Annotated in this window: 13 protein-coding genes; 6 read left to right on the plus strand and 7 right to left on the minus strand. The window is 68.5% G+C overall.

Annotated elements, in window-relative coordinates:
- Window positions 1–49 precede the first annotated feature (49 nt).
- The gene (locus JGU66_24085) at window positions 50–931 is read right to left on the minus strand and encodes a DNA integrity scanning protein DisA nucleotide-binding domain protein (GenBank protein ID MBJ6763862.1); all 882 of its coding nucleotides are present in this window, start codon (window positions 929–931) and stop codon (window positions 50–52) included.
- A 126-nt stretch (window positions 932–1,057) separates the two neighbouring features.
- On the opposite strand from JGU66_24085, the gene JGU66_24090 reads away from it, so the two are divergent.
- Window positions 1,058–1,420: a TraR/DksA C4-type zinc finger protein gene (locus tag JGU66_24090; GenBank protein MBJ6763863.1), complete on the plus strand. Its 363-nt coding sequence runs from the start codon at window positions 1,058–1,060 to the stop codon at window positions 1,418–1,420.
- A gap of 53 nt (window positions 1,421–1,473) precedes the next feature.
- Here JGU66_24090 and JGU66_24095 read toward each other — a convergent pair whose 3' ends face one another.
- On the minus strand, window positions 1,474–2,241 hold the full coding sequence (locus JGU66_24095) for an FHA domain-containing protein (GenBank protein MBJ6763864.1): 768 nt from the start codon (window positions 2,239–2,241) through the stop codon (window positions 1,474–1,476).
- A 112-nt stretch (window positions 2,242–2,353) separates the two neighbouring features.
- On the opposite strand from JGU66_24095, the gene JGU66_24100 reads away from it, so the two are divergent.
- Window positions 2,354–4,048 carry a protein kinase gene (locus tag JGU66_24100; protein ID MBJ6763865.1) on the plus strand — a complete coding sequence of 565 codons (1,695 nt, stop codon included), beginning with the start codon at window positions 2,354–2,356 and terminating at the stop codon, window positions 4,046–4,048.
- 7 nt (window positions 4,049–4,055) lie between these two features.
- Here JGU66_24100 and JGU66_24105 read toward each other — a convergent pair whose 3' ends face one another.
- On the minus strand, window positions 4,056–5,228 hold the full coding sequence (locus tag JGU66_24105; GenBank protein MBJ6763866.1) for an FHA domain-containing protein: 1,173 nt from the start codon (window positions 5,226–5,228) through the stop codon (window positions 4,056–4,058).
- A gap of 162 nt (window positions 5,229–5,390) precedes the next feature.
- Between JGU66_24105 and JGU66_24110 the strand changes: the two genes are divergently transcribed.
- A complete protein-coding gene (locus JGU66_24110) occupies window positions 5,391–7,613 on the plus strand; it encodes a bifunctional (p)ppGpp synthetase/guanosine-3',5'-bis(diphosphate) 3'-pyrophosphohydrolase (protein MBJ6763867.1) in 2,223 nt (740 codons plus the stop codon).
- A gap of 69 nt (window positions 7,614–7,682) precedes the next feature.
- Complete coding sequence (locus JGU66_24115) at window positions 7,683–8,078, plus strand: RidA family protein (GenBank protein ID MBJ6763868.1); 396 nt, start codon at window positions 7,683–7,685, stop codon at window positions 8,076–8,078.
- Window positions 8,079–8,167: 89 nt separating this feature from the next.
- On the opposite strand, the gene JGU66_24120 is transcribed toward JGU66_24115, so the two are convergent.
- Window positions 8,168–10,132 (minus strand): thioredoxin domain-containing protein, encoded by a 1,965-nt coding sequence (locus JGU66_24120; GenBank protein ID MBJ6763869.1) that lies wholly within the window; start codon window positions 10,130–10,132, stop codon window positions 8,168–8,170.
- Window positions 10,133–10,361: 229 nt separating this feature from the next.
- Between JGU66_24120 and JGU66_24125 the strand changes: the two genes are divergently transcribed.
- Window positions 10,362–10,595: a sulfurtransferase TusA family protein gene (locus JGU66_24125; protein MBJ6763870.1), complete on the plus strand. Its 234-nt coding sequence runs from the start codon at window positions 10,362–10,364 to the stop codon at window positions 10,593–10,595.
- Window positions 10,596–10,605: 10 nt separating this feature from the next.
- Here JGU66_24125 and JGU66_24130 read toward each other — a convergent pair whose 3' ends face one another.
- Complete coding sequence (locus JGU66_24130) at window positions 10,606–11,520, minus strand: ABC transporter ATP-binding protein (protein MBJ6763871.1); 915 nt, start codon at window positions 11,518–11,520, stop codon at window positions 10,606–10,608.
- Complete coding sequence (locus JGU66_24135; protein ID MBJ6763872.1) at window positions 11,517–12,383, minus strand: ABC transporter permease subunit; 867 nt, start codon at window positions 12,381–12,383, stop codon at window positions 11,517–11,519. The genes JGU66_24130 and JGU66_24135 overlap by 4 nt, the downstream gene beginning before the upstream one ends.
- 114 nt (window positions 12,384–12,497) lie before the next feature.
- On the opposite strand from JGU66_24135, the gene JGU66_24140 reads away from it, so the two are divergent.
- Entirely contained in the window at window positions 12,498–13,970 is a 1,473-nt protein-coding gene (locus JGU66_24140; GenBank protein ID MBJ6763873.1) for a penicillin-binding protein, read from the plus strand.
- 4 nt (window positions 13,971–13,974) lie between these two features.
- On the opposite strand, the gene JGU66_24145 is transcribed toward JGU66_24140, so the two are convergent.
- Window positions 13,975–15,153 carry a DUF4388 domain-containing protein gene (locus JGU66_24145; GenBank protein ID MBJ6763874.1) on the minus strand — a complete coding sequence of 393 codons (1,179 nt, stop codon included), beginning with the start codon at window positions 15,151–15,153 and terminating at the stop codon, window positions 13,975–13,977.
- Window positions 15,154–15,168: the final 15 nt, after the last annotated feature.

The raw sequence follows: 15,168 nt of genomic DNA on the forward strand, positions 1-15,168 counted from the left end.
GGGCCGTCCGTGAGTTCCGGGCGGCGCGTTCCATCCCGCGGCGCGTGGATCAGGTGCGGCGCGCCGTCTGGTGCAGCTCGAGGACGATGTTGCCGCCCTTGAAGAGGCGGACCGCGCCCGAGGTCTGGCTGACCACCAGCGCGATGCAGTCCGTGGTGGAGGTGATGCCGGCTGCGGCCGCGTGGCGTGCTCCCAGCCCCAAGGGAATCTTCACCGAGTCGTCGGTGGCCGACAGGTAGCGCCCCGCCGCGAGCACGACACCATCCTCGCGGATGACGAACGCGCCATCGAGCACGGAGAAGTTCTTGATGGCCTCGCGAATCTTGGGGTCCAGCACGTTCCGTTCCGCCTCGGACAGGCCCTGGAATGGATTGATGGTCATCTGGCGGCTCTTCTCCAGGACCGTCGTGTGGTCGCCAATCGTGATGATGGTCCCGATGGGGTGACCCTCGAAGCCCTCCTGGCCAATCTGGAGCGCGAGCTGGATGAGGGCGTCCACGACCTGGGAGTTGAACTCCTCCCCGAGCTTCACGCCCTCGATGGCCAGCCGGTCATCGAGGGAGCCTCCGATGCGCATCTGCATGAGCGTGTCAGGGGGGCGTCCTACCTTCCCCGTCATGCACAAGACGAGATCGCCTTCCTTGAACGCTCCCTGGGAGAGCGCGGACACGAGCGCCACCTTCACTCGCTCTGTCCGCGAATAGTCATAGGCGGGAATCACCAGGGCTCGGAACTTCTTCGCCAGAAGTTCCTGCGCGAGCTTGTCCAGGGTTACCGCGTAGACGAGCTTCTTGCGCGCCTGCCTTCCCCGGAGTTCCTCAGTAGGGATGGGCGTGTCGCAGATGTAGAGGAAGTGATCGACGTCCGGCTTGCCGGCCAGCGCGAGGACCGAGCGCAAGAATTCCCGATCGAACTTCGTGTTCTCGCTCAAGCTGTCCCTCCGTTACCGCCGGATCCGGGTCAGGTCACCTTGACACTGCCCACCGCATGAATAAAGCTTTCGGGCCCTTTTTTTGAGGGTAGGGCCTCTTCCCCTCGCCGCACCGGAGCACTCGCTGTGAACCAGAAAGATCTCAAGCGTTACAAGAAGATGCTCGAGGACAGCAAGACGAGCCTGATCGAGAGCGCCAAGAAAACCCTGGTAGAGGAGTCCTCCTTCGATACGGACGACCTGCCGGATGAGATCGACCTGGCGTCTTCCGAGTACGCGCAGTCGATGGTGTTCCGCCTGCGTGACCGGGAGAAGTTCCTCCTGCAGAAGATTGAGAAGGCGCTCGTTCGCATCGAGGACGGGACCTTCGGCATCTGCGAGCGTTGCGAGGAGGACATCTCGCCCAAGCGCCTGGAGGCGCGTCCCGTGACGACCCTGTGCATCCGTTGCAAGGAGGAGCAGGAGAAGAAGGAGAAGTCGTACGGGTGAGCAGGACGTTGGGGCCGCGCGGCGCCATGCACCGTGCGGCCCCGCCTCGAGGCTCAGGCCGCCGCGGCTTGAATCTCGACCCGCAGCAGCTGACGTCCGATGAGGAAGTGGTCCCCGTTGTCCACGAACGTGGGGCCCGCCAGCCGGATGAAGGTGCCGTTGGACGAACCCACGTCCCGCACCATGAGTCGATCCCCTCTCACAGTGAGTGAGGCGTGCCGGCCGGACACGAAGCCGTCCGTGGGGAAGGTGAGTTCGCCTTGCTCTCGACCCAGCAGGTTGTCCCCCTCGCGCAGGGGGAAGGCCGCGCCGCGCAGGCCGCCCTCGAGGAGCTGCACGAGGCGGAGGCGGTAGCCCGGATCCGGTGAGCCCCAGACCTGGGTGCCTCCGGGGCCCAGGGCGGGCGCGGGGATGGGCTCCAGCACCATGCGCTGACGTCCGAGGCGCAGCTCGCCGCCTGTGGGCAGCTCGCGCTCCTGGCGCAGGCGGACGAAGACGCCGTTGGCGCCGCCCACGTCCTCCACCGCGAGCCGGGAGCCGGAGAAGAAGAAGCGCGCCTGCACCGGCATGATGAACGGATCATCGTTGAGGGCGATGTCCGCCTGCATCCCGCAGGTGAGCGTGTCGCGCTGCATGCGCACGAGGGACTCGGGGCCGCCGTCGGCGCGCACGACGCGGATGGAGACTTGAGGCCGGGAGGAGACGGCCGCGACGGCCATCACCATCGTGCCGGAACGCAGCGGCGAGCCGCAGGCGCGGCACACGGTGGCGTCCCGAGGGTTCTCGGTGTCACAGCGGGGGCAATATTCCACGGCGTCCATGGGAGTCTCCGCGTTCTAGCAGGGGTGGGCCGACGATGGGGGCACTACGCGTGGCTTGCTCGTGACCCGAGCGACGTGGTGAAGTCCCGGCCCCACCTCACGGGACGCTGACTTGCTCTGCCCCTCCTGCGGCGCTGACGCCCAAGATTCCTCCCGGTACTGCCCCGCCTGCGGGGCGACACTCGTGCGCGCGCCGGAAGGCGACGAGTACGTGGGCAAGACCATCGCCCACAAATACCGCGTCGAGGCCCTCATCGGCGAAGGGGGAATGGGCCGCGTGTTCCGGGCCCGGCAGATCGCGCTCGACAAGGTGGTGGTGCTGAAGGTGCTGCGCCACACGCTGTTGTCGGATGAGCGCACCGTGGCGCGCTTCCAGCGCGAGGCCAAGGCCGCCAGCCGCCTCAACCACCCCAACTCCATCAGCGTGCTGGACTTCGGTCAGGCCGAGGACGGCGCGCTCTTCATCGCGATGGAGTACGTCGCCGGCCAGGACCTGCACCAGATCCTCAGCCGTGAGTGGCCGCTGGCCGAGAGCCGCGTCGCGCGCATCGTCAACCAGGTGCTGAGCGCGCTGTCCGACGCCCACGGCGCGGGGGTCATCCACCGGGATCTCAAGCCCGAGAACATCATGGTGGAGCAGCGGCGCAACGAGCCGGACTTCGTCAAGGTGCTCGACTTCGGCATCGCGAAGATCACCGACTCCCAGGACGACGGTCCCGCCCTCACGCGCGCGGGCTTCGTCTGCGGCACCCCCGAGTACATGTCGCCGGAGCAGGCGCGGGGCGCGCAGCTCGACCATCGCTCGGATCTGTATGCGGTGGGCGTCATCCTCTACCAGCTGATGACGGGTCTGCTGCCCTTCGAGTCGGACTCCGCGGTGGGCTTCGCGACGAAGCACCTCACGGAGGAGCCGCCCGCGCCGACGAAGCGTCGCCCGGATGCGCGCATCAGTCCCGCGATGGAGCGGCTCATCCTCCGCGCGCTCTCCAAGAACCCGGATGATCGCCCCGCCAACGCCGAGGCGTTCAAGGCGGAGCTGGCCGCGGTGGACAAGGAGCGCCGTCGCGCGGACGCCGCGCCCCGCCGGCCGCAGCCCTCCAACGTGCTGGCGCCGTTGCCGCGCAAGGCCCTGGCCCCCAACGCACAGTCGCACGACACCCAGGATGCGAGCGCGCGCAGCTGGAATGATCAGACGGTGGAGGCCACGGTCCGCGCGCTCCCCGACGTGCTAGCGCCGTTGCCCGCGGGGGCGGCCGAGATGTCCGCCGGGCGCGAGCGCACCGACTCGATGGTGGCCACCAACCCCGGCGGAGGGGGAGGGGGCCTGTCGTTGTTCTTCAAGGCCCTCACCCTGATGCTCGTCATCGGGACGGTGGGGTTCTTCGTCTACTACTTCTATTTCATGGGCAGCTCGAGCAGCGGGCCGGACGCGCCCTACGCGCTGCCCCGCAACGCGCCGGTGCCGCTGACTGGCGGCGAGCCGGACCCCGAGCGTCCCCTGTACGAGCAGGAGATCCCCAACACCGCCCGCAACGTGGATCGCGCGCGGCAGCGTAGCCTGGATGGAGACCGGGCCCTGGCCGCCAAGGACCTGGGGCTCGCGACGTCCATGTACAAGGAGGCGTTCCAGCTCAATCCGGATCCCGAGCTGGCCCTCAAGCTGGGCGAGCTGTACTGGCAGCGGGAGAACCTGGGCGAGGCGCGTGGTTGGTGGACGCGCCACCTGCGCGATGCGTCCGACTCGAAGGCGCGGACGTACATCGAGGAGCGGCTCGGCGGGCCGGTGGTGGCCGCTCCCGAGCCGTAAGGCTCCGCTAGCCCAGCGTCTCCACCTGGACGACGTGCTGGCCCAGGCGAACGCGATCGCCGGGCCGCAGCGGCCGCTCGACCATGGGCGGCACGCGGACGTAGGTGCCCAGTCCTCCCGAGAGGTCGCGCAGGAGCGCGCCCATGGGTGTGGGGCTCAGCTCGCAGTGCCGACCCGACATGCCCTCGTCATTGGGATAGGACAGGTCGCAGTGCGCCTGCCCGAGCGTGAGCAGCGGCGCGGCCGTCACGACTGCTCGGCCAGCGCGACCGCCCATGAGGACTTCCTCCACGCCGTACACCGCTTGCCCCAGCGGCACGGGGGCACCGTAGATGGCCGGCCGGCCCGAAATGGGCGCCGGTGCATCCGCGCGACCCGTGAAGCGGAACAGGCGCTGGCCGGCGCTGAACAGCGCGCGAGGCACCAGCGCCTCGGTGCTGGAGATGGTGACGTAGACGCCGGACGCGCTCGTCTCGTCTCGAACGAACAGCGCCCCCTCCTTCACGAGGAAGGTGGCGTGCAGCGGCGACACGAAGACGTCATCCGCGAAGAGGATGGCGCCGCGCTGGCGGCCCACCACGCAGCCGGTGACCGGGAGCTTGTAGCGCTGGCCACGCATGGAGCCCGCGATGACGGCCAGTCCGAACCGCGAAGCCACCGGGGCTGGCCGTGCCGGCGCGGCGGCAGGGGCGGTGCCCGGGCGGTTGGGCAGGGCGCTGTCGGGCACGGGCGGGGGCGGCCGGGTGTTCGCCGGCGCCGTGGGCGTCCGACCCGGAGGCGCGGGCTGAGGTGCCGCGGGGGCCTGGGCGGGGCCCAGCACGGGCGGTGCGGTGCGCGCGGGCGTCCGGGGCTCGAGGGCGAGGCCTGCCGCCGCGGTGGGGGGCGGCGTCCGAGCGGACGGCCTCATGCCTGGCGGCACGGCGCTTGGGGGCGGCGGAGGGGTCGGGGGTGCGGTGGGCTCGCCCGCTCGGGGGAAGGTGGCGACCGCGACAGGCCGTCCCGCTGGGGCGGGCGGGGGCGCGGCGGGGCGTGGAGGGGTCCCCGCTGGCGCCACGGGCCTGGCTGCGGGGGCCGAGACGAGTGCCTGGCTGCACAGGGCGCAGGCCGCCGAGCGAGGCGGATTGAGGCCGTCACAGTTCGGGCACACCACGGGAAGTGCGGACAGCAGGAGCTGTGACATGGGCGGGGGGCGAATCTATTGGCGCGTAAAACGTCGGGTCAATGAAAGCAAATGCGCCGGCACTGGGCTGGCCGCATGCGGTCCGGTCACTCGGGGCCGCAAATCGACCCCGGGGCAACATTGCCCCTCATGATTTCGGCAGTTACGATTGCCAACGCCTCGATGATTCGCCTGAACGACATTCTCCAGCGGGTTGCCTCGTACCACCCTGACCCTGATCTGGACATCATCAAGAAGGCATACGTCTACTCCGCCAAGGTCCATCAGGGACAGCTCCGCAAGTCCGGGGAGCCCTACCTGGTCCATCCGCTGGAGGTTGCCGGCATCCTCGCGGAGCTGAAGCTAGACGAAGCCTCCATTGTCACGGGTCTGCTCCACGACACCATCGAGGACACGCTCGCCACCGCCGAGGAGCTGACCGAGCTGTTCGGCCCGGAGGTGGCGCAGCTCGTCGACGGCGTCACAAAGCTCTCCAAGTTCTCCGCGTCCGCGACGCTCTCCCAAGAGGAGAAGCAGGCGGAGAACTTCCGGAAGATGATCATCGCGATGGCGCAGGACATCCGCGTCATCCTCGTGAAGCTGGCGGACCGCACGCACAACATGCGGACGTTGGATCACATGTCCGAAGAGAAGCAGGCGCGCATTGCCCAGGAGACGCTGGACATCTACGCGCCGCTGGCCAACCGGCTGGGCATCTCGTGGATCAAGACCGAGCTGGAGGACCTGTCCTTCCGCTACGTGAAGCCGCAGGAGTTCTTCGCGCTCCAGGAGCAGCTCAACAAGCGCAAGAAGGAGCGCGAGAAGTACATCGAGGACACCGTCGCGCTGGTGCGCTCGAAGCTGGAGGAGCGCAACCTCAAGGGCGAGGTCAGCGGTCGCTTCAAGCACGTCTACAGCATCTACAAGAAGATCAAGGCGCAGGGGATCGACTTCGATCAGATCCACGACATCATCGCGTTCCGCATCGTCACGCCCTCGGTGCCCTCGTGTTACGAGGCGCTCGGGATGGTGCACCAGATGTGGAAGCCGGTGCCGGGGCGCTTCAAGGACTTCATCGCCATCCCCAAGCCCAACATGTACCAGTCGCTGCACACCACGGTGATTGGTCCGTTGAGCGAGCGCGTGGAGGTGCAGATCCGCACGCCGGACATGCACAAGATCGCCGAGGAGGGCATCGCCGCGCACTGGGCCTACAAGGAAGGGCGCGCGTCCATCTCCAAGGACGATGAGAAGTTCGCGTGGCTGCGCCAGCTCATGGAGTGGCAGCAGGATCTCAAGGACCCCAAGGAGTTCCTCGAGACGGTGAAGGTGGACCTCTTCACCGACGAGGTCTTCGTCTTCACGCCCAAGGGCGACGTGCGCAGCCTGCCGCGCGGAGCCACGCCGGTGGACTTCGCCTTCGCCATCCACTCGGACGTGGGCAGCCGGTGCGTGGGCGCGAAGGTGAACGGGAAGATTGTCCCGCTGCGCTACAAGCTGAAGAACGGCGACACCGTGGAGGTGCTCACCAGTCCGCAGGCGCACCCCTCGAAGGACTGGCTCACCTTCGTCAAGACGAGCCGGGCCCAGCAGCGCATCCGCGGCTTCATCAAGCAGCAGCAGCGCGACAAGAGCCTGCAGCTGGGACGCGAGCTGGCCGAGCGCGAGTTCCGCCGCTTCCAGCTCAACTTCAACAAGCAGATGAAGTCCGGCGAGATGAAGAAGGTCGCCGAGGAGTTCGGCTTCCGCGTCGAGGACGACCTGCTCGTGGCCATTGGCTACGGCAAGGTGACGCCGCAGCAGCTCGTCCAGCGCTTCGTGCCCCAGGAGAAGCTGAGCGCTGCGGAGGCGAACGCCCGATCGGGTGACGCCTCGGGCGCGACGGCCGCGACCTCGGGCTCGTCCACCTCCATGCTGCCGGGCCTGTCGCGCATGACCGACCTGGCCAAGCGCCTGGTGGGCCGCAGTAGCCGCAGCGGCGTGCAGATTGGCGGCGTGGATGACGTGCTCGTCCGCTTCGGGCGCTGTTGCAACCCCGTTCCGGGTGACCCCATCGCTGGCTTCATCACCCGTGGGCGGGGCGTGACGGTGCACACGGTGGGGTGCGAGAAGGCCCTGGCCACGGACCCCGAGCGGCGCGTGGACGTGACGTGGGACGTGAGAGGCGACTTCAAGCGGCCCGTCACCTTGCGAGTGCTCACGGCGGACCGGCCCGGTCTGCTCGCGGACATGACGAACATCTTCTCCAAGAAGGGCGTCAACATCTCCCAGGCCAACTGCCGCGCCACGGGGGATGACCGCGCGGTGAACACCTTCGAGGTCACCATCTCCGACCTCAAGCAGCTCACCGACTTGATGCGCACCATCGAGCGTCTCAACGGCGTCTACTCCGTCGAGCGAATCTAACGGCGCGCGGTTGTGCTACAGGGCCCCGGAAACCCGCGGCCCCCGCTTGGGGCGCCGCTTCACTCCGAGGTGCGCTCCATGGCTCGCAAAGTCATCCATTCCGACCAGGCCCCCAAGGCCATTGGCCCGTACTCGCAGGCCGTCCAGGTGGAGGCGGGGAAGATGACGTTCCTCTCCGGCCAGATTCCCCTGGACCCCGCCACCATGGAGATGGTCCAGGGCGACGTCGTCGCGCAGGCCGAGCGGGTGATGGAGAACCTGAAGGCCGTGCTCGCCGCCGCGGGCTGTGACTTCTCCCACGTGGTGCGCTGCACCATCTTCCTCACCGACCTGGGTGACTTCGCCCGGGTGAACGAGGTCTACGGCCGCTACTTCACCGGCGCTCCGCCGGCGCGCGCGACGGTGCAGGTGGCCGCGCTGCCGCGTGGCTCGAAGGTGGAAATCGACGCCATCGCCGTCTCCTGAGTTCCCCACGCCCGGAAACACGAAGGCCGTCGGCTCCGAGTGGAGTCCGACGGCCTTGTGCTTTCAACGGATGCGAGGGGAGGGGACGACTACTTGGCGTCCGCCGCCACCGCGCCGCCCGCCTTCTTCAGCTCCTCGTCGATGACGCGCTTGAAGGCCTCGAGCGGCTGCGCGCCGACGAGGGGGCGGCCGTTGATGAAGAAGCTGGGCGTGGCGCTGGCGCCCACCGCGGCGCCGGCGGCCATGTCCGCCTCGATCTGCTTGTCGAACTTGTTGCTGTCCATGGCCGCCTTGAACTTGGCCATGTTGAGGCCAATCTCCTGGGCGTACTTGTCCAGCGAGGCGCGGTCGAGCGCGCGCTGGTTGGCGAACAGCTTGTCGTGCATCTCCCAGAACTTGCCCTGCTCGTGGGCCGCCATGGACGCCTGCGCGGCGGGCTTCGCGTTCGGGTGCATGGGCAGGGGCTGGTGCTTGAAGGCGAACTTCACCTTGCCCTTGTAGTCCTGCTCGAGCTGGTGGAGCGTCGGGATGACGCGGCCACAGAACGGGCACTCGAAGTCGGACCAGGCGACGAGCGTGACAGGGGCGCCCTTCGGGCCCTTCACCGGCGCCTCACCCAGCTCGATCTTCTGCACGGCGCCCTCGGGCGGCGCGCCCGCGGAAGGGGCCGACGGAGCGGCCGGAGCCGCCGCGACGTTGTCCGCGTTCAGCTTCGTGTAGAGGTCCTCCGGCTTCGTGCCGGCGGCGAGCGCCTTGTCGGCCTTGGCGATCTCCTCGTCGATCATCGTCTTGAAGGCCTCGAAGGGCTGCGCACCGACGATCTGACGGCCGTTCACGAAGAAGGTCGGGGTGCCGTTGGCGCCCACCACGTTGCCGGCGGCGATGTCCGACTCGATCTTCGTGTTGAACTTGTTGGTGGAGACGGCGGCCTTGAACTTCGCCATGTCCAGCTTCAGCTCCTGGGCGTACTTCTCCAGGGAGGCGCCATCGAGCGCGCGCTGGTTGGCGAACAGCTTGTCGTGCATCTCCCAGAACTTGCCCTGCTCATGCGCGGCCATGGCGGCCATGGCGGCCGGCTTGGCGCTGGCGTGGAAGGAGAGCGGCTGGTTGCGCCACACGATGCGCACGTCCTTCGGGTACGTCTCCTTGATCTTCTGCACCGTGGGCATCACGCGGCCGCAGAACGGGCACTCGAAGTCGGACCACTCGACGATGGTGACCTTGGCGTTGGACGGGCCGAACACGGGCGAGTCCGAGGGCACGTCCACCTTGAACACGGTGGGGCCGGCCGGCTGACCCTGCTGCGGGCGGGACGGGGCGCGCTCCAGGCCCTTCTCGATGGTCTTCGCGTACACCTGCGAGGCGGGCACGCCGCTCTTCACGAGCGCCTCGGCCTTGGTCATCTCCTCGTCGATGAGCGCCTTGAAGTTCTCGATGGGCTGCGCGCCGGACAGGAAGCGGCCGTTGATGAAGAAGGCCGGGGTGCCGTTGGCGCCGAACTGCGAGGACGCCGAGGAGTCCTTGGCGATGATGTCCGCCAGCTTGGGGCTGGCCATGTCGCTCTTCCACTTCTCGAGGTTGAGCCCCAACTGGGTCGCGTACTTCTCCAGGTCCGCGTCCTCGATGCTCTTCTGGTTCGCGAAGAGCATGTCGTGCATCTCCCAGTACTTGCCCTGCTCACCGGCGGCGAGCGCGGCGAGCGCGGCCGGCCGGGCGCGCGGGTGGAAGGAGAGCGGGTTCTGCCGCATGACGACGCGCAGCTTGCTGCCGTAGTCGTCCTCGAGCTTCTTCACCGTCACATGCGCGCGGCTACAGAACGGGCACTGGTAGTCGGAGAACTCGACGATGGTGACGAGCGCGTTCTCGCCGCCTCGCACGGGAGATCCCTCGATGGGGACCTTGAACACCGTCGGATCCACGGGGCGCGCGTTCGGCCGGGCAGCGGCCTGGGCGGCGGGCGTGTTGCTCGTGCTCTTCGAGGCGTTGGTGGCGCGGCCGCCAACGAACCCGAGCACCAGGCCCACCAGCAGGGCCACGATGACATGGGGCTTCATGGGTTGGATTTGCTCCTTCGCCATCGGTCCGGCTGCGGACGCCAAGCGGGTGTCAGTGTGTGTGGTGTGGAGGAAGGCGGGGGTACTTAACAGAGGGATTTCGAGAACCGCAAGCCATGCGGGAGCGCTCGCGGCTGCCGCGTCCAGGCCCCCAAGGGGCCGGAAACTGACCGCTTTTCGAAAATATTCCACCTCGGCGGCGAAGGGGGGCGCATGACAGACTCACCCCATGGAAGCAGCCGTGCGTGTGGATACCTCCGGCGCGTTCTGCCCGGTGCCCATCCTCGAGATTGCCAAGGCGATGCGCCGCGTGGCGCCCGGGACGCTGGTGGAACTCATCTCCACGGACGTGGGCTTGGAAGCGGATCTCCCCGCGTGGTGCGAGGCGACCGGCCACCTGCTCGTTCGCTTGGAGCGCCGAGGCACCCACCACTACGTCGGGTGGGTGCGCAAGGCAGGGTGAGCCCGCGACTTCAGACCAGCTGAAGCACGCGATCCTCCAGCCGCTGGCCCCGGCTGACGCCGAGGATGAGCACGCCGTGGTGGATCAGGTGGCCCACGACACGGCTGATGACCTGCTCGGGAGGGTGTGCTTGTCCCTCGAAGCGCACGAGCAGCACGCCCGGGGACTCCATGCGCGCGGCCGTGACGCCGGGCATGGCCGTCAGCTCGGGGAGGATGACGTCGCCCTGGGCGATCTGCACGCGGAACTCCGCGCCCTGGCCCGTCAGCTCCGTCATGGTGCCGGCCTTGGCCAGTGTGCCCTTGTCGAGGATGGCGGCCGCGTCGCACAGCTCCTCCAGCTCCTGGAGGTTGTGGCTGGAGACGACCACCGTCTGCTTCTGGCCGCGCATGTCCTTGATGACCTGCCGCACCTGGGCGGCGATGCGCGGATCCAATCCGGCGGTGGGTTCATCCAGGAGAACCAGCGGCGGGCGGCCCATCAGCGCCTGCGCCATGGACGCGCGCTTGGCCATGCCGTGGCTCAGCGCCTGGGTCTGCACCGACCACGCTTCCGTGAGGCCCACTTTCTCCAAAGCGCCGCGCGCTTCGGTCTCCGGCTGTTCAAGACCAGACAGTTTGGCCCAGTACGTGAGCAGGGCACCGACCTCCCAGCCGGGCGGAAGCACGGCGTCCTGGGGCAGGGCGCCCAGGACGCGCTTGAGGGCTCCGGGCGACGTCGGGTCCACACCCATCACCTGGAGCGAGCCCTCGGACGGATAGAGGTAGCCGCACATCATGGAGAAGGTCGTCGTCTTGCCGGCGCCGTTGGGGCCGATGAGTCCGTAGACCTCTCCGCGGCGCACCTGGAGGCTCACCGCCTTGACGGCGACCTTGGGGCCGAAGCGCTTGGTGACGTTGAACAGCTCGATGGCCAACTCGCTCACAGGTCCCTCGCGCGCAGGACGCCGTGGGCGCCCAGGAGGAAGACGAGCGCGAACGCGGCATAGGCCGCGCCACTCGCGCCGAACTCAGACAGTTGCGGGTGCAGGAGATTGCCCGCGTAGTACGACGGCGACAGGTAGCGCACGAAGCGCATCGGGTTGGTGTCCGCCACCCCGCGCCCGATGGTGTCCATCAGCCAGAAGACGAAGAGCAGGACGAAGTTGAAGACGAGGCTCACGGCCGGCAGCCGGAACAGGCTGGAGCACAGCGCGGTGAGCGCCACGTACGCCAGCGAGAACACCACCGCCGCCAACCAGAACTTCACCAGGTTCAGCACCAGCATCGCGGCGCTGAAGTCCGGGTTCGTCATCCGCGCGTAGATGAAGATGGCCAGGTCCACGACGAGCACGAGCCCCACCAGGAGCGTGGCCTGCGCCAGGAACTTGCCCGTCAGCACCGACGAGCGCCGCGCGCGCACCGTGAGGAAGCGGATGGAGCGCGGGCCCACTTCACCGCTGAGCTGATCAAACCCCATCAGCGCCACGTAGGCCGGCAAGAAGAAGAGGGTGACCTTGAAGACGATGAGCACCACGAGAGGCACTTGCGACAAGGCCTCCATCATCGCGGCGTCGTTGCTGGTGAGGATGCCCAGCATCCCCTTGTGCATTTCCTCCGCGGCGCGCGCCGACGCCTCTGCGTCCGCGCCCACTTCCGCCAGCTTCGCGTTCACCTGGGCCTGGATCTCCCGCGTGGCATAGCCGACGACGAGCAGCACCAGGGCCGAGAACATGCTGTAGAGCCCGAGGAGGACCACGACGCGGCCGCTTCGTACGGCTCGGCGCAGCTCGGCGCTCCAAATCACCACTGTCTCTTTGAATCCGTCCAAGATGGGCGCGGACCCTAGCAGACGGGAAAGCGGACGTGGACAGCGCGCCGGGAGCGAATAGGATCCCCCCGCCCCCCGAACCCCCCGAGCACGATGCACCGTCGCCTCTTCGCCGTCCCCGCGCTCCTGGTTCCCTTCGCGCTCCTCCTCGGTGCCACGGAGCCCGCTCCGTCACCGAGTTCACCCCGAGTCGAGCCCCTGGCCGTGGTCGATGCGGGTGCTGTGACGGAACGGAGCCAGGACGCAGGAGCGGCGCAGGCTTCCTCCGCGGCGGAGGCGGCGGCTACCGCGGGGCGAAGTCTGGATTCAGGTGTGTCTCCGGAGTCCTCGGCGGTGGCCGTCGCGGATGCGGGACTGCCGGTGGGAGGCCGCCTGGCCGCTGGGGGAGCTGGCGCGGACGCGGGGACGCTCGCGATGCTGGGGCTCGTGCCTCCGTCGGCGGTGCCGTCGCGCGAGAAGGCGCCTCCGCTGCTCAAGGTCCAGGGGCTGCCTCATGCTGTTGACCTCCTCGCCCGCGCGAAGCTGGAGGGTGAGCAACTGGTGGTGAAGGAGGGGAAGGGCGCGAAGGCGCGGGCGCTGACCATCGATCCGGTGCTCCAGGCCGCGCTCACGCAGATTCTTCGGACGTATGAAGTGCCGTTCGGCGCGGCGGTGGTGCTGGAACCCGCCACGGGCCGGGTGTTGGCCATGGCCGAGCACTCGCAATCGCGGCCGGACCTGCGCGGGCTGGCGGTGCGCGCGGCGTTCCCCGCGGCGAGCATCTTCAAGCTCGTCACCGGCAGCGCGCTGCTGGAGGCGGGCGTGACGCCCGAGACCGAGGAGTGCTTCCACGGCGGCAAGCGGCGCCTGTCCGAGAAGCACCTGGAGGACAGCGAGCGCGACGGCGCATGTCTGTCGTTGGCGCTGGCCATGGGCAAGAGCGCCAACGTCATCTTCGCGAAGATGACGCACAAGCACCTGAGCGTGGACGTCCTGCGGCGCATGGCCGCGCGCTTCCACTTCAATCGGGAGATTCCCTTCGCGGTCCCCACCGACGTGTCCTTGGCCGCGATCCCCGAGGACGAGTTCGGACTGGCCAACACCGGCGCGGGCTTCGGTGACGTGTTCCTGTCGCCGCTGCACGGCGCGCTGCTGGCCGCCGTGGCCGCCAATGGAGGCCGCTGGGTGGACCCCGTCCTGTTCGAGCCCGACGTCACGACGCCTCCGCCCGAGGGCGAGGCGGTGCTCACGCCCACCACCGCGCGCGCCCTCACCGCGATGATGGAGGAGACGGTCACGCACGGCACCGCGCGCCACATCTTCCGGGAGCGGGGCTTCCGCGTGGATGGCGCGGTGGGCAAGACGGGCACATTGGCGGATCGCGAGCCGTTCCACGACTACTCGTGGTTCGTGGGCTTCGCGCCCAAGGAGCATCCACGCGTCGCTGTGGCGGCGCTGGTGGTGAATGATCCGAAGTGGCGGATCCGCGGCTCGTACCTGGGCCGCGAGGCGCTGCGCCTGGGCCTGGAGCGAGTGCCCGCGCCGGTGGAGCTCACCGCGCCGGCCTCGGCGGCGGGCAAGCACTGAGGCTTCAGCGCGGAGTGAGCTGCAAGAGCCCCGCGTCCACGAAGCCCTGGAAGAACTTCAGCGCCTCCAACTCCTGGAGCGGCGACACGTGGACGATGGCGGCGACGTCGCGCCGGCCATCCACGCGCGACAGGAGATAGCGCTCGGGCGCGGACAGCGGCGTCGACTTGAGCTGCGCGGGCGTCACCAGCAAGCCGGGCACGCGCCCGGGCTCCATCAGCTCCTTGCGCAGCAGCGTCAGCAGCTTCGCCTCGGCGGACTTGAGCAGCGCGGTGGATGCAGGGGAGGGCGACATCTCGTGCGCGCGGCGCGCCAGGGCTTCGCCGTCTCGCAGGTTGCCCGCGTCGATGAACATCTGCGCGGCCTGGAGCACCTCGTCGGATGAGGACTCCGAGCCGATGACTCCGTCGCTGGGCGCGTCCTCGTCCTCCACGACGACGACGGGGCCGGAGGCTCGCACGGGCGCGGCCTCGGGCGGCTCGTCCGACACCTTCACCGCGTCCAGGCGATAGAGCGCATAGAGGCGCTGATAGAGGAAGAAGTCCGTGGCGTGCATCGCCATGGCGATGCCGTCGATGGAGAGGCCCTCCTTGATGTGCTGGACGATGCGCTCGTCCACGCCGCCGGGCTTGCGCTCGGGCAGCTTGCGCTCGTCCACCGTCAGGCGCACGCCGCCCATTGGGAACACGGCGCGGATGGCCTCCCACGCGGTTTCGCGGAACTCTCCCTCGCGGTGCACGTCCAGCAGGTCCACGCGGATGTCGAGGCCCTCGATGTCGGGCGCGTCGTCCGCGGCCTCGAAGGCGAAGTCGCCGTCCTGCCAGGGGAACGCGTCCAGCAGCATCTCGCGGAACTTGTGGCTCAGCGTGTTGCGCACCGTGGACTCGGGCACCAGGCCCGTCATCACCAGGATCTTCCCGAGGAAGATGCGCGTCTCGGCCTGCGTGGCGAAGGCCTTCTCCAACTGGTCCTCCGTCAGGTGCCCCATGTTGATGAGGAACTGACCGAAGAACTCGCGCGCCTGATTGGAGCTGGCGCTGGTGACGTGGCCCTCGCTCAGCGCGAACTGCTTGCGCACGTCCCCCCGCTCCAGCCTCAGGGTGCCTGTGGCGCGGCGATTCCCGAGATGGACGACGAGGTCCTTGAGGGGCATCGTCGAGAAGTCACCAGACAGGCCACGCATCGAACGCCCATCCTG

The organism is Myxococcaceae bacterium JPH2 (assembly GCA_016458225.1).
Classification (GTDB): Bacteria; Myxococcota; Myxococcia; order Myxococcales; family Myxococcaceae; genus Citreicoccus.

Bases quoted from the DNA above. Each gene is read 5' to 3' on its own strand.
- JGU66_24095 (MBJ6763864.1), bottom strand. From the start codon at position 2,241: ATGGACGCCGTGGAATATTGCCCCCGCTGTGACACCGAGAACCCTCGG.
- JGU66_24105 (MBJ6763866.1), bottom strand. From the start codon at position 5,228: ATGTCACAGCTCCTGCTGTCCGCACTTCCCGTGGTGTGCCCGAACTGT.
- JGU66_24110 (MBJ6763867.1), top strand. From the start codon at position 5,391: ATGATTCGCCTGAACGACATTCTCCAGCGGGTTGCCTCGTACCACCCT.
- JGU66_24120 (MBJ6763869.1), bottom strand. From the start codon at position 10,132: ATGAAGCCCCATGTCATCGTGGCCCTGCTGGTGGGCCTGGTGCTCGGG.
- JGU66_24125 (MBJ6763870.1), top strand. From the start codon at position 10,362: ATGGAAGCAGCCGTGCGTGTGGATACCTCCGGCGCGTTCTGCCCGGTG.
- JGU66_24140 (MBJ6763873.1), top strand. From the start codon at position 12,498: ATGCACCGTCGCCTCTTCGCCGTCCCCGCGCTCCTGGTTCCCTTCGCG.
- JGU66_24145 (MBJ6763874.1), bottom strand. From the start codon at position 15,153: ATGCGTGGCCTGTCTGGTGACTTCTCGACGATGCCCCTCAAGGACCTC.